Genomic DNA, 13,125 nt, shown 5'->3' with positions numbered 1-13,125 from the left:
CTCCTCTTTATCTGTCAGAGGATCCCAAATGCCATATCATACATGTCTCTTGAATCAACAGTATTCCTGATGTATGTGGGATCATCTGACTCATATCTGACATATTTTTCTACTTCTTCAATTAGCGCAAGATAGCAAACAGCAAGGGCATATCTGATCTCTGTATCCTTTGTCAGCTGAATTTTCTCCTCCGCCATCTCATTATAAATATCAAGTTCCTTCTGCTTATCTGAAAGCGGCGACTTCTGGCCGGATCCAAGCGTGATAAAGTCTGCAACAGGATCACCCCAAAAACCACGTTCAGGGTCAATCCAACAAATTTTCCCTGTCCCTGCATTAAATAAAACATTGCTGTCCCAAAGATCAAAGTTCACCATGCGACAAGGCACTGCTCTAAGGAGCTTTTCATGTTTATCGATAAGGCTTATAAACTTTTCTCCATCAGGTGTACCATAGCCAAGCTCTTTACAGTCAGTAACAAGCTTAAGTGCCATATTCCTAAGCGCCTCATACCATGAAGGCATAAGTCCCATCTGCATATATCCAAATCTGTCATTTGTGATTCTATGGATTTTTGTGAGCATGCAGATCTTCTGCTTTTGGACCTCTTCATATTCCTTATCGGAGAAATTCATCGCCCACAAGGGTTCCCCCTCCATCATCTCCATGATGAAGCAGTTACTCTTTATCACTTCCTTTGAAAAATCAGAGGCATAAACCTTAGGGCAGAGAATATCTGTCTTTTCATGCATTTGCGAGTACCAGAAAACCTCAGATTCCATCATATTTTTCTCATAGCTAAGAACCTTCGCATTTTCCGGGGGTGCTATCTTTAAAGCGTAGCTAACTCCATTATCACATGTAACCTTATATGCTGCATTGAATTCTCCATTCCCCAACGGTGCAATTTCAGTTACATCTCCAACTTTATGTAAAGCAAACAATTCCTTAATCTCCGCTTCCGAAGCCTCATATTTTGTCTTACTTACTACCATTATCTATACCTCCTTCCTTCTCTTGATACAAATTATCACAAAACAAAAAACAGGCCTTTGCTTTCACGCCTTTAGCCTGTTTTTACACTGTTTTATATTTCAATGTTAGGACATGTTCGCAGCTCACCTGGCATATTCCAACATGTCTTTTCGCTATGTTTTACTGTGGCAACAATTCTGTGCATTCAGAATCTACGCTCTTTTTTAATGCTTTAGTACCACAAGCTTTCCCCTGACTTCCCATTGACTCTAGTATCCCATTCCATTCTCTCTGGCTAAATAGTGAGTCAATGAGAACCGTCCCGGTTGTCTCACACTTGGCGTACCCAAGTACATCCCGCTAATATATTTATCACCGCTAGTATTACACTCACCCCCAAAGCAATACTGGCCGTAAAAGGGAACCATACATAAATCATTGTCAGCGGATAGTGGAAAACAACCGGCAGGATAACCAATGCTGCAATAAAAACTGCACTTCCCGCAATTCTTTTCACGCATGATGCCTTCGATTTTTTATCCCAAAATAGCAAAGTAAAATATATAAATAGCAGCATCAACTCAATAGAAAGAAAATCTATCAGTTCATTATCATCAATCTGAAGTCCGATCTTCAGCTTCTCTCCCAGGAGAATTCTGTAAATCCCGTCAGCTATTCTGGTCGCCGATGAGCCTGCCAGACTGGATAACGCGAATACGCCCTGCTGCCTGTCTCTGGCTATTATCACCTGTGAAGAAAAGTTGGGATTATTCCCGCCATGGCAGATATACGTATCATAAATGTTCCAACCCGCGTAGTAATTATCTGTCTTTGATACATCGTGACCCAGAGTCTCTCCGACAATATCTGAAAAAACATATCCTAAAGACTTATTCTCTTTGTCTAAGGATTTAGACTCTATGGTCTCATTTTCAACATCAGAATAATCCAGTGTCCCATAACCTTCCCTGCTCCATATCTCTATCCACTTCATAAGCTCCGATGTTGAAGAAACCAGGTATCCTGCTGCTGTATTGCCGTAATATGACGGAGCATCGTAAGGATGAGCCTTAAAAAACATGGTCTTATATCCCTGAACACACTCATCATTTTCCTCATCACTTACCCTAAAAAGTGAATTCTCCATTCCCACAGGCTTAAGTATCTGCTCAGAAATATAATCCTCATACTTTTCACCAGTCACCTCTTCGATAATAAGTCCGAGCACATCATAATTGATGGTCGCATACTCGTGATGCGTTCCGTGCTTGGAGCTAAGCTTTACATCCTTGATATTCTCAATTGTTTTTGTAAGCTCCCCTTCCTTGGTGGCATCACCTTCCGGAATTGTTGTAATAGTCCACACCGGTATTCCACTTGTGTGGCACAAAAGATTTTCAATTGTAATATCGTAGGCATTTCCTTTGTAAGTAGGCTTAAACCAAGGAATATACTTAGTTGCAGGATCAGCAATACTTAGTTTGCCCTCTTTTTCAAGCTTCAAAATGCCCAGCGCTGTAAAAGCCTTGGTGGTCGATGCAAGCTCAAATCTGCTGTTTTCATCAATTCCTTCACCATAGTTTATGTAATATTCGTTATCACCATCTATTATGGCAGCTGAGAATCCGGGAACATCAGAGAGTTCGCACATCCTGCAGACATATTCTTCAAGATTATCCCTTGTGTATTCAGTTTTGTCGTAGTGCATTATCCCGAAAACAACTGCCAACACCAATATGAAAACAAAAATCAGTCTTCTAATAATCTTCTTTGTCATAACCTTCCCCTTAAACACCACAGTTAGCATAGCAAAAAAAGCAGACTGATGCATCAAATCACACATTCAGTCTGCTTTTACACGGCTTTGTCAAAGGACTTCAGCTATTTTCATCATAAACAATGACCTTATCTGTGAGCTTCCTACTCATTTCATGCCTCGCCTTACGGTTCGCCACAGTATCGAAGATAATTGAAAAATCGTAATCTTCAGGGTAAAGCTCTTCTGCCTTTACGTGCAACTTAACCCTCTTGTGATTTATGTAAATCTTCTTGTTTGGCAGTTGCACCCTGAGGATCCCCTTTTTATTTATGGGTTCACAGACAATTCCTATCTTCTTGTCAGGATAGACCATTACGCTGTCACCTATGCTGAATTTCTGTTCCAGCTCTGCGGTGTAGTGAGTCTTCTTGATTTTTTCGATTCTGCTTCCACTCAGCTTTCTTGCTGATCTCTTTTTATCGGAAGCCTCATAACCACTAGCTGTCCCAATTTCATCAAATGGCTCAAAACCACAGTCTGTCCCCACTCCATCTGAGGAACCCATACCTGCCTTATCTAAAACCTCACGCTCCCTTACCGCATCATCACCATAAGCAGCCTTAGCAGCAACCTTCAGCATTTCTTCAGGCATGCCAAGTCTCTCAGCAATATAGAAAGCGCAGCTCTCTCCGGCCTCACCGATTATCATCTCATAGGTCGGGCGTAGTGTCTCTTTATCAAAGGCCATTCTTGCATTCACAACATGCTCAGCCCTTGAAGCGTAATCCTTGATCTCGGGGTAATGGGTTGTAACAAGGAAATTTGCTCCGCTTTTTCTAAGTTCTTCAAGTATGGCGGTTGCGATTCCCATGCCCTCTGCCGGGTCTGTTCCTGAGCCGAGCTCGTCCATGATAACAAGGCTTTCATGGTTCACCTGCGCAAGAATATCCAGAACATTTTTAATGTGTGCCGAGAAAGTCGACAAGTTCTCTGACAAGTTCTGCCCATCTCCAATGTCTGACAGATAGTTACTGTTCATGCAGATATCCGCCTCCTTGCAGGCAACGTGAAGCCCGCACTGAGCCATGTAGCAGCTTAGCATAACCGTCTTGATGGCAACTGTTTTACCGCCGGTGTTCGGACCGGTTATCACTATTCCGTTTACATCTCCATCTCCCAGTGAAAAATCCAGCGGGACATTTACTTCTCTGTCCATAAGTGGATGCCTTGCTTTCACAAGCTTTATGCGCCTCTCAAGATTGATGGTCGGCTCAATGCAATCAAGATCAATACTGAGCTTACCCTTCGAAAAAACGTAATCCAGCTTTTCCATCATCTTGACGTTTTCTTCCAATATCGCAGCACTATCTGATACCATCACGGTGAGAATATAGAGAATCTTATATACCTCATTCTCCTCATCTATGCGAAGAAGCTCTAGCTCTTCATAGCACTTGGCAAGACCCTCGGGCTCGATGAAAAGCGTATTCCCTGTCGCTGATTTATCGATCACACTTCCCGGTATCTTTAATCTGTATTCCTTCTTTACAGGCACGCAAACTCTGCCATTTCTCATGGTGTAGTAAGAGTCTGCCATATATGTCTTGTTTTTTCTGATGATCTGCTCAGCCTTCTGCTTCATGGCTTCTTCAGTGGAAGTTATTTGATTCCTGATTTCATAGAGTTCCTTTGTTGCCCTGTCATCCACCTCTTCATTTCTTATCTGTCTGCAGATTTCATCCTTAAGCTCGGAAAGCGGATTTAAGTTTTCATCATAGTAAGCAAGCGAGTTTTCATACTGTTTCCCACGTGAAAGATAATCCATCATCCTTTCCACAGCAACAAGTACCTTTTCCACCCTCTCAAGCTGATAGGATGTAAGACATTTTCCTGTATCTGCTATCGTCAAAATCTCTCTTATCTCAGTGACATTCTGCACTGGTGGATTACCAAGCTTTTCAATCAGCATGCGGCTGTCCGTAGTATCCTGAAGCGCCTTTCTAAGGTCGCGTTCATTTAGCATGATGTCTATCTCACTTATCTTTTGTTTTGCATAATCTGTACTTGTGAGCCCCGCCCACATATCTTTAATTTTATTGAATTCAATTTGTGTTTCTGTATTCATTTTTCCTCCTCGAGCCATGGGGACGGTTCTTCTGACTGGTTGTTCCCAATGAGTCATTGGAACCGTCCCTCTGACTGGTTGTTCCCAATGAGTCATTAGAACCGTCCCCGTGACATATTTTCATTCCAACAAATTCTTAAGCACCTTCGTAATCCTGGATTCGTTTTCATCCTTATGGTTCCAGATAAACTGCACATCGCTTCCCACTTCTGGCTTTTTGTCTAAATTCTCAGAAAGCTTTGTGGGTATCAAAAGCTCCCAGTAGCGAACCATATAGGTATCACCTTCAATCGCTTCAACAACTCCAAGGTGCTGCTCAAATATCTGCATAAAACCTTCCTGTACCTTAACTACGCGGTATTTGGGAAACTCCTCATTGATCTTTGCAAGCCTTTCTCTGTCTTCAAGCTTCTCGAAGTCCTTGCTCTCAATGAATTTTCCCTTGATCTCTGAAAAATCCCTGTTTAGCGGAAGGACCATAAGTGCATCAAAGGAGTTGCCCTGTTCATCAGTAATTCCATACTTTGAACCGCGCTCAAATCCAAAGCGGGGATAGTAATTAGGTTCTCCCATAAGCGCAATTCCCGCAAAACCTGCTTCTTTTGCAAGCCTTATAGTTTCGCGCATAAGTGCGCCGCCAATATCATTTCCCTCCATGGTTGGCTCCACCGCCAGCGGGCCAAAGGTTACCACGTCATGTGTCACATCGCCGTCCACTATCCATGCCTTTGTGTAGTAAACAGCTCCGACTATGCGTCCGTTATACTCAGCAATTCTGCTTATTTCCGGAATATAGTCCTCGGATTCTCTTATTATCCTTATAAGGAAATGCTCATCTGCAGCAGGGCCATATTTGTTGAAAAAGCTGCGCATAGCCATTAGTTCTGTATTCTTGTAATCAGCAGACTTTTCTGCTCTTATAATTAAGTTTTCTAACATTCTTGTATCTCCTCGACTCCATGCAACTCGGAAGAATTTCACATAAAAAACCATGATATCTTACGCCAAGATATCATGGTTCCAAAATCAAACATATCAAAAAATAACCTCATAAAATGCGGCCTCTTTACCATAATATTATTAAGCGTAATCTAATAAGCCAGTAGTCTTCACCACTAACCCACAAATATTGATTCATTGAATCTGCCCATTGCAATATCATGTAGCCGTATTGCAATGAATTAATTTACCACGCTTAACATAAAGCTCCTCTTTAAAATATTATGGTCAAGCACATTTTATGCTCTGATTTGAATATATTACTTCAAAAAAGTAATGTCAATCATTCATTTCATCTTTGGAAACTTCGCATAATTCCGGTTAATCCTTCTTGATCGGTATCCAGATATATACGGTCATATCCTTTGAACCTTCCTTGGGAGGAAGATATACCTCGAAGTCATAATCTCCTGCAAGCGAGTAACCCTGAAGTGATGGCAGCCACTCTGACCATATCTTCGTGTTAACATCCTGCAGATTGTCCATTGTGCACGGGAACTGAGCCCACAAGCCTCCGGGAATCTCTCTGGTTTCACACCCTTCCGGAATGTCCTCCCAGGGGAAATAGAGATCTGCAATCCAATAATCAAAGTTCTTTCCATCCATATCAAGGCAACCGCCAAATGTTCCCATAATAGGACGCTTTTCACCCTGTGCAAGCCATTCATCCCAGAACTTCGGAACCTCCTGATAACTTGTGTCCGAATTAAATGGTCTCTTCACTCCTACAATTGTAAATGATGCTTTTTCAACAATACGATAATCCAACATAGTACCACCCTCCATCGTGATTTTAATATGCAGCGGAGCAAAAGAGCGTAGCGGCGCTCCCGGTTCCTTGGCCTGCAATGGTGTAATTCCATGGAACTTCTGAAAAGCCTTTGAAAAACTATCCGGTGAATCATAGCCGTATTTAATAGCAACATCAATCACCTTTACATCCTTCCTGCTAAGCTCCTGTGCTGCCAGCGTCATTCTGCGCGCACGAATGTATTCGCCAACAGTCACACCACACAAAGCCCCGAAGATGCGCTGAAAATAAAACGGCGATAATGCCGACTTGCCGGCTATTACCTCAATGTCCAGGTCTTCCGTCAGGTTCTGTTCAATTAAGTCGATGGATTCCTGAAAACCTTCGATCCAGCCTTGCATCCCGCTCACTCCTTTCGTTCTCTGTACTATCAGTATATCAATCCTGAAAAATCTAACCCGACATTCTGTGCACTCTTAGTCGGGGATCACAAGCAGCCATATTCGATACTTGGAATTGCCTTGTTACCATGCTAGTTTTTCATGTTATCAATATCATACAAAAATTTATATTGTATTTAAAGCATTGGTCCTTCTTCCATTTTATAAACTTCTTCTGTATAATTTTAAGTGTAATTATTGACGGATAATAGTTTGTATGGAGGTGAGCCATGTCAGCTAATTCATCTACAAACCTGTCAGATATTTTGAAAATGCCTGAAAATACAAGTCCTGCACGTACCCCGGTCTCATCTTCTCATACTTGGAAGCCGCAGTATCAAAAGTCCATCCTAGTCCATCAAGTGCCGGCATCACATTCCCTCCACAATAATTCTGTATTTTCCCAAATCCACCTTCCCATCAACGACCTCAACACCCTCACTCTCAAGGATCTGTGCCTGTTTCCATGCTCCGCCAAAGGCATATTCACCGGCAAGCTCCCCCTTGGAATTCACCACCCGGTGACAGGGTATCGTACTTGGATCAGGATTTTTATGAAGCGCGTTTCCAACCGCTCTCGCCATCTTCCTGTCGCCGGCCATCTCTGCAACATCAGCATAGGTAGCGACCTTCCCCTTTGGAATTTTCTTTACCGCCTCGTAAATTCGTTTTGTAGGAGAGTCTGTAACAAGATCATAACTCTCGGCAATCATCCTTTTTATGACATCATCCGGCACCTCTCCGTCCAGAATAATAGTGCTCCAGTGTTCCTTATTCTGATGATAAGCCGGCAGAACTGACTTATATGTTTGTCTCCAAAAATCTCTCCACTCAGCATCAACCTTAACATTGATATTGATGTAACCATCCTTTTCATAGGTCCACAAAAAGGCCTTCTTCGACTTTTTTACGCGAACAAGCTGCCAGTTTTGATCACGAAAAGGAGCCTCCTGATAGGTATCAGGAAGCGATAGACCATACTGTAATGCCTCTTCTCTTGTTTTCATAAATCTCTCCAAAAATGGACCTAGTGGGGTACGAGGTTAGTGGTCCATTTTTCTCATCCCTTTGCTAGCTTTAAAAACCTCTTATCATTCATCTGCTCATTAGTCACATATTCCCCATCATGAAACAGCGCATATGTAGTGATGGGAGTTGGCGCATTCTGAGCCTCCTGCCTGCTGCCTATTTTTATTGCCTTAAATGGTATTCCGTTTTCCACAGCAGTCTTCTCCACAACAGGGACATACTTGGCATTAAAAGGGCACTGATTCGTATAGTATAGAACGTAGCCCATTTCACCTAAATGTGGGTGTTTTGCACATTCCTTAAAAACCGGAGCTTCTGCACCATTATCAAACGGCAGGTACCACAACTGAATTCCATTATCCGCTTCGTCACAGACCTTGAAGCCTTTGGCTGTCAGAAATTTCGGATCTGAGAGGAACGGCTTTTTCTTTGCTGCAGCTAATATGCACAGTCCCTTCTTTCCCTTTTCTTTGCTGTCCTTAATACACTCATTAAGAAGGTCACTGGAATAGCCATGTCCCTTTAAGGAACCTGAAACCCACAAGCAATCGATATACATATATCCAGGAGCATCAATGGGATTCCAGGCATTCTCTGCTGGAATATACTCTATAAAGCATTTTCCGCGCTCTACGCTCTTTAAGAAAACCAGTCCCTCATCAAATCTGTCCGCAAGCCAGGCTTTCTTGGACGATACCTGAACGTCCTTATTATTGGATATTGCACAGCAGATGTGTTCATTATCAAGATTATCCTTCGTAATCTGTATATACTCCATCTTAAAGCCTCCTTCTCTGTACTTCCACTAAAACTGCATTTTTTTATTAATGCTTACTCACCTCAGCCAATTCAACCTTCTCTTATCGGATGCCTGATTACTGTTTTCAGTTTTTCAGGCGCCACCCTCCTTGCATCACTTAGGTAAATTTCATGGTGCAATCGTTTTTCATTGATGTCCAAAATATAACCCTGCTCTTCCATGAAGCGATGCATTGCCTCCACTGTTACAGGTTCATCATCGTATGCTCCGACATGCATACATTGGACGCATAATCCCTCATCATATGTAAAAAATTCTACCTTTGAAAAGTCAATTTTCTTCTTGGCAGTTGCTTCCGCCACAGCCCAATCAAAATCTGCTTTTGTAACAAAGTCCGGCAGGCGAATAACGGAGATCCAGTTGAAGTCATCTTTGCGGGTGTAATCTATTCCACCAAGATTCTTCTGATTGTCGTTAGCATCAGTCTCTATTTCTGTGCCATCATTAACTATTGCCGTATCAGCTTCCTGCCACCAGAATCCTTCTAAAGGCGGAACCACATAATCGAAGTAGCCATCAATCTTATGATCTCCTTTTTTACTCATCTTAATTGTAAACGCGATGCCATAAAGGAGTCCTATCGACTCCTTGTACTCGCCACCTTCAACATTGGGATCACCGCTGCCTCTCACTGCAATATAATTCATCTTCGGAACTGTCACTATTGAAGGCGTGCCCTTTGGCATATAGAATTCCTTATACTCTTTCTTATAATCGAACGCCATAATTATCCCCTCCATCTAATCCGTCATGCATCTTCAAGACAGGTCTTTTTCCTCATAGGGTTTATTCCAGGATCCAATCTCAATAAGATTCCCCTCAGGATCCGCTATATAGCAGGTTCTCTGGCCCCAGGGCTCAAGCTCGGGAGCAAGCACCGATGTAGCTCCTTTTTCTATGGCTTTGTTATATGCCTCGTCAACCTCCTCAAATGTGTCGACGTAGAGAGCAAGTTCAAAGTGACCATTCAATCCTTTTATATACTCATATTTACGACTCGTCATCTTCTCAAAGTCTTTTCTCCCATATAGCAGGAAAAGAGTTCCATCCTTCACCAGATACACGTTGCCGGAATCCTCTGATTCCTTGATTTCAAACCCAAGAACATCCCTGTAAAAGCGGATCATTTTTCCCATATCCTCTACAAAAAGGCCAAAACCGTCTAACCTCATTACGCTACCTCCATATACTCATTAAGATTTTTAACCTCGCACCCCTTGCTTGCATAATAGGCATACATTTCATCCAGCTTTTTAAGATCATAGCTTGTGACGCAATCGGAGATCACATGAACTGTATATCCCGCTTTTGTCATATTGAAGCACGTCGATTTTACGCAGCCGGTGGCGTCAGCACCTGCAATATAAAACTCCGAAATCCCGTTATCATTGATGAATCCGGAGAACTCTTCTGATGTTAGTGAATTTGACTTTGACTTGGTAAAAATGTTGTCAGATACCACCTTCATTTCGGGAACCAGTTCCGCCCCCTTTGTACCGGGCTTAAAGGTCCTTGTTCCCGCCGACAGATTGTTATGCTTAATGTAGACAACCTGCATATTTTCTGCAACAGCCCAATCAATTGCCCTGTTGATACCATCAACGATTTTCCTATAATTCTTAGTTATATCATTTTGAATGTCGATTACGACCAGTGCTTTACTCACCATGTTTTTATCCTTTCATTTTCAGAAGATAGCCACAACTACGTTATTATTTTGAAAACCGGTGGCCCTTCTTCGCCTAATTATTATTTGCATATTTAATAGTCATTTCTCTGGCGATCTCATAAAGCTTATCTCTAACAGACTCAGGTTCGAGTACCGTAACCTTATCCCTGCATGAAAGAATCCATGATATCAAGCCTTCATCATCCGAATACTCGTGCTCAAAAAGCAGCGTCCCATCAATTTGTTCCTTGAAGGAAGTAGTGCCATACTCTTCCACAAGCTGCCATTTCATTGATGAATCGAAAATTGCTTTAACTCTGCCCTTTGCCGGGAAAACCTCCTCATTTGAAACTGCCGGAGTAGGTATCTCACCTCTTTTTTCAAAGTCATCCCCAAGGACAATTCCATCCATTCGGTTCAGTTTGAACAGCCTGAAATCCTTTCTCAAAAGGCAATATCCATACACATACCAGCTGGCCCACTTAAAAATGAGATAATACGGCTCAATTTCTCTTTTGGAGTCACCCTTTGGTGAATAATAGGAAAACTCCATTCTTTTATGAAGCTCAATGGCATCCTGGATAAGCGCAATCTTCGGTGAAAGCGTATCCCTATACCATGACGACAGGTCGATAAGGATGGAATCCCTTCCGCTGATAAACTCCGAAGACCCCGCCTGGATTTTTTCCATAAGCTGTCCGTAATACCCGCTACCGCTGACACTATCAAGGCTTCGAAGTCCGGCAAGTATCATCTGCATATCTCTGGACGTAAGTATCGTCCTATCCATGCGATACCCGCTCATAATGCTGATTCCGCCTCCTACTCCCTGAGTAGTCTGAATAGGTATCCCTGCCTGGCTTAGTGTTTCAATATCCCTGTTGATAGTCCTTCTCGACACCTCAAAATGCTCAGCAAGCTCCGGTGCAGTTGTCATTTCCTTTTGCAAAAGAATAGAAAGTATTCCTATAAGTCTGTCTATCTTCATTTGATCACCTTCTGAATTTAGCTTAACACGCAAAACATGTCATCTATATGTCATGTTTCTATTTTACACTGATTTAGCCTGATTTTGCACTGATTTGGACAGCCACGATGTGAAAATGTAACTTGGACAACAAAGAACCCACATCCGCATGGCTGTGGGTATTAGACTTGCATTTTGAAAATGGATCACTAACTCCGTACCCGGGTCCATATATTTTATGCATTTATTACGCATTCATTCAGCTCTCTGATCTTGTAGCCAACATCCTCAGGATGATGAGCATCTGAAGAAGTAATGATTTTTACGTTATGCCTCTTAAGCGCCCTGATCAGTTCTGCATCCATGCCAAGGGGTGCAGTATCATGGCATCTTCGCTCCACTCCGCTATTTTGGTCAGCATACATATTACTATCGGAAAGTGCCTTCGCAAGTCTCTCGTAATAATCAGAAAGAGCATAAGAGGGTTTATGTCCGAAAAGTTTTATGGCATCAGGATGACCTATTCCATCAAATACATGGCTGTTGGCCAGTGCTATCGAGTCTTCAAAATAGTCTCTGTAAGTCTTATCTACATCTATTCCTTCCCATAATTCTGCGGTATGGTCAAAAGCAAAGTTACCCACAAAATGAATGCTGCCAAGCAAAAAGTCCAGGCCCTTATCCTTTGTATGTTCCACCACAAAATCCTCATAATCTCTGAAGTAACATACCTCAAGCCCAAACTTGATCTTAACCGGATACTCTTTTTCTCTTACTTTATCAGCCAGTTCCAGAAACTCATCATAGTTCTTTCTACCGGCGTTTCTGTGAAACCAATCATTTACAAACTCACTACCCGCACACACTGACTCATACATCGGAGCAAACTCTTTAAACATGTAGTTATGCTCAAGAAGGTAAATCTCATCAAGCTGCATTTCTACCGCTTTGTCCACAAACTTCTCAATCCACTCGAGCGTGTAATCGCCATACTCTATATGAATATGTCCGTCTACCATTTGAACTCCCCCAACTTAAATATTTGCATTTATCTCTTTTACAATCTCGACGAATTCAATATCTCCGTCAGCAAGGATCTCGACTATGCGCTCACGGCCATCTTCATTTTCTCCGTTTTGCCAATAGATTTCAGCCATCTTCAGATTTTCTTCCTCATCAGGGGTTCCATCAAAACACTTGTAGGCATCGCCTTCGTAGACATTGCCGTTAACCTTGATCTTGGCGATTCCATAGGTGGGTCTTCCGAGCTTGGCAAAATAGTCTCCCCACTGCTCAGCCTCTTTAAATGATTTTGATACATATAAAGATGCCATCCTGGATGGATATTGAGGATATTTTTCCTTCCTTACTTTTTCCAGAGCAAGCTCCCTTATTGCCACCTGCACAGGATATGATAATTCCGCATCCTTATATTTCTCAGGATTCGCTGCAATATCATCAACTACTTCTTTCTGTTCCTGAATACGCTTATATACTCCATTGGGATGTTTTTCATCCAAAATAAGATGCTCCCCCGCATGCTTTCGAACATCAGATATTACATGATAATAATATTGTTCTTCCACTTTTT

At 42.2% G+C, this 13,125-nt stretch carries 14 protein-coding genes; all 14 read right to left on the bottom strand.

All coding sequences use genetic code 11. The annotated features are described in order from the left end of the window. Nucleotides 1–14: 14 nt before the first annotated feature. A complete protein-coding gene (locus G586_RS0107420; protein ID WP_026527246.1) occupies nucleotides 15–995 on the bottom strand; it encodes a phosphotransferase family protein in 981 nt (326 codons plus the stop codon). A 311-nt stretch (nucleotides 996–1,306) separates the two neighbouring features. Continuing rightward, nucleotides 1,307–2,752 (bottom strand): serine hydrolase domain-containing protein, encoded by a 1,446-nt coding sequence (locus G586_RS0107415; protein ID WP_026527245.1) that lies wholly within the window; start codon nucleotides 2,750–2,752, stop codon nucleotides 1,307–1,309. A 100-nt stretch (nucleotides 2,753–2,852) separates the two neighbouring features. Next, a complete protein-coding gene (locus G586_RS0107410; RefSeq protein ID WP_026527244.1) occupies nucleotides 2,853–4,859 on the bottom strand; it encodes an endonuclease MutS2 in 2,007 nt (668 codons plus the stop codon). Between the two features lie 120 nt (nucleotides 4,860–4,979). Beyond that, nucleotides 4,980–5,798, bottom strand: coding sequence for a GNAT family N-acetyltransferase (locus G586_RS22100; protein WP_051204627.1), 819 nt, complete (start codon nucleotides 5,796–5,798; stop codon nucleotides 4,980–4,982). Nucleotides 5,799–6,179: 381 nt separating this feature from the next. After that, nucleotides 6,180–7,010 (bottom strand): AraC family transcriptional regulator, encoded by an 831-nt coding sequence (locus G586_RS0107400; protein ID WP_026527243.1) that lies wholly within the window; start codon nucleotides 7,008–7,010, stop codon nucleotides 6,180–6,182. Nucleotides 7,011–7,295: 285 nt separating this feature from the next. Further along, nucleotides 7,296–7,421, bottom strand: coding sequence for a hypothetical protein (locus G586_RS27210; protein WP_255346248.1), 126 nt, complete (start codon nucleotides 7,419–7,421; stop codon nucleotides 7,296–7,298). Then, entirely contained in the window at nucleotides 7,421–8,056 is a 636-nt protein-coding gene (locus G586_RS0107390; protein ID WP_026527242.1) for a methylated-DNA--[protein]-cysteine S-methyltransferase, read from the bottom strand. The genes G586_RS27210 and G586_RS0107390 overlap by 1 nt, the downstream gene beginning before the upstream one ends. Before the next feature lie 53 nt (nucleotides 8,057–8,109). Then, nucleotides 8,110–8,856, bottom strand: a complete 747-nt coding sequence (locus G586_RS0107385; RefSeq protein ID WP_026527241.1) for an N-acetyltransferase — start codon at nucleotides 8,854–8,856, stop codon at nucleotides 8,110–8,112. A 71-nt stretch (nucleotides 8,857–8,927) separates the two neighbouring features. Next, on the bottom strand, nucleotides 8,928–9,623 hold the full coding sequence (locus G586_RS0107380; protein ID WP_026527240.1) for a GyrI-like domain-containing protein: 696 nt from the start codon (nucleotides 9,621–9,623) through the stop codon (nucleotides 8,928–8,930). A 33-nt stretch (nucleotides 9,624–9,656) separates the two neighbouring features. After that, on the bottom strand, nucleotides 9,657–10,070 hold the full coding sequence (locus G586_RS0107375) for a VOC family protein (RefSeq protein WP_026527239.1): 414 nt from the start codon (nucleotides 10,068–10,070) through the stop codon (nucleotides 9,657–9,659). Then, nucleotides 10,070–10,567, bottom strand: a complete 498-nt coding sequence (locus G586_RS0107370) for an isochorismatase family cysteine hydrolase (RefSeq protein ID WP_026527238.1) — start codon at nucleotides 10,565–10,567, stop codon at nucleotides 10,070–10,072. Before G586_RS0107370 ends, G586_RS0107375 begins: the two co-directional genes overlap by 1 nt. Before the next feature lie 73 nt (nucleotides 10,568–10,640). Then, nucleotides 10,641–11,555: a helix-turn-helix transcriptional regulator gene (locus tag G586_RS0107365; RefSeq protein WP_026527237.1), complete on the bottom strand. Its 915-nt coding sequence runs from the start codon at nucleotides 11,553–11,555 to the stop codon at nucleotides 10,641–10,643. A 215-nt stretch (nucleotides 11,556–11,770) separates the two neighbouring features. Continuing rightward, on the bottom strand, nucleotides 11,771–12,553 hold the full coding sequence (locus tag G586_RS0107360; RefSeq protein ID WP_026527236.1) for a PHP domain-containing protein: 783 nt from the start codon (nucleotides 12,551–12,553) through the stop codon (nucleotides 11,771–11,773). A 15-nt stretch (nucleotides 12,554–12,568) separates the two neighbouring features. Further along, entirely contained in the window at nucleotides 12,569–13,120 is a 552-nt protein-coding gene (locus G586_RS0107355) for a DUF2441 domain-containing protein (RefSeq protein WP_026527235.1), read from the bottom strand. Between the last annotated feature and the right edge of the window lie 5 nt (nucleotides 13,121–13,125).

Origin of the sequence: Butyrivibrio sp. VCD2006 (assembly GCF_000423925.1) — a bacterium.
Taxonomy (GTDB): Bacteria; Bacillota; Clostridia; order Lachnospirales; family Lachnospiraceae; genus Butyrivibrio.
The sequence above is the reverse complement of the archived record's forward strand: the minus strand, read 5'-3'. Positions and strand labels throughout refer to the sequence as shown.

Excerpts from the sequence above, each read along its gene's own strand:
- G586_RS0107390 (WP_026527242.1), bottom strand. The coding sequence starts at position 8,056 with ATGAAAACAAGAGAAGAGGCATTACAGTATGGTCTATCGCTTCCTGAT.
- G586_RS0107420 (WP_026527246.1), bottom strand. The coding sequence starts at position 995 with ATGGTAGTAAGTAAGACAAAATATGAGGCTTCGGAAGCGGAGATTAAG.
- G586_RS0107360 (WP_026527236.1), bottom strand. The coding sequence starts at position 12,553 with ATGGTAGACGGACATATTCATATAGAGTATGGCGATTACACGCTCGAG.
- G586_RS0107400 (WP_026527243.1), bottom strand. The coding sequence starts at position 7,010 with ATGCAAGGCTGGATCGAAGGTTTTCAGGAATCCATCGACTTAATTGAA.
- G586_RS0107375 (WP_026527239.1), bottom strand. The coding sequence starts at position 10,070 with ATGAGGTTAGACGGTTTTGGCCTTTTTGTAGAGGATATGGGAAAAATG.
- G586_RS0107380 (WP_026527240.1), bottom strand. The coding sequence starts at position 9,623 with ATGGCGTTCGATTATAAGAAAGAGTATAAGGAATTCTATATGCCAAAG.
- G586_RS0107415 (WP_026527245.1), bottom strand. The coding sequence starts at position 2,752 with ATGACAAAGAAGATTATTAGAAGACTGATTTTTGTTTTCATATTGGTG.
- G586_RS0107385 (WP_026527241.1), bottom strand. The coding sequence starts at position 8,856 with ATGGAGTATATACAGATTACGAAGGATAATCTTGATAATGAACACATC.
- G586_RS0107370 (WP_026527238.1), bottom strand. The coding sequence starts at position 10,567 with ATGGTGAGTAAAGCACTGGTCGTAATCGACATTCAAAATGATATAACT.
- G586_RS0107365 (WP_026527237.1), bottom strand. The coding sequence starts at position 11,555 with ATGAAGATAGACAGACTTATAGGAATACTTTCTATTCTTTTGCAAAAG.
- G586_RS22100 (WP_051204627.1), bottom strand. The coding sequence starts at position 5,798 with ATGTTAGAAAACTTAATTATAAGAGCAGAAAAGTCTGCTGATTACAAG.
- G586_RS27210 (WP_255346248.1), bottom strand. The coding sequence starts at position 7,421 with ATGCCGGCACTTGATGGACTAGGATGGACTTTTGATACTGCGGCTTCC.
- G586_RS0107410 (WP_026527244.1), bottom strand. The coding sequence starts at position 4,859 with ATGAATACAGAAACACAAATTGAATTCAATAAAATTAAAGATATGTGG.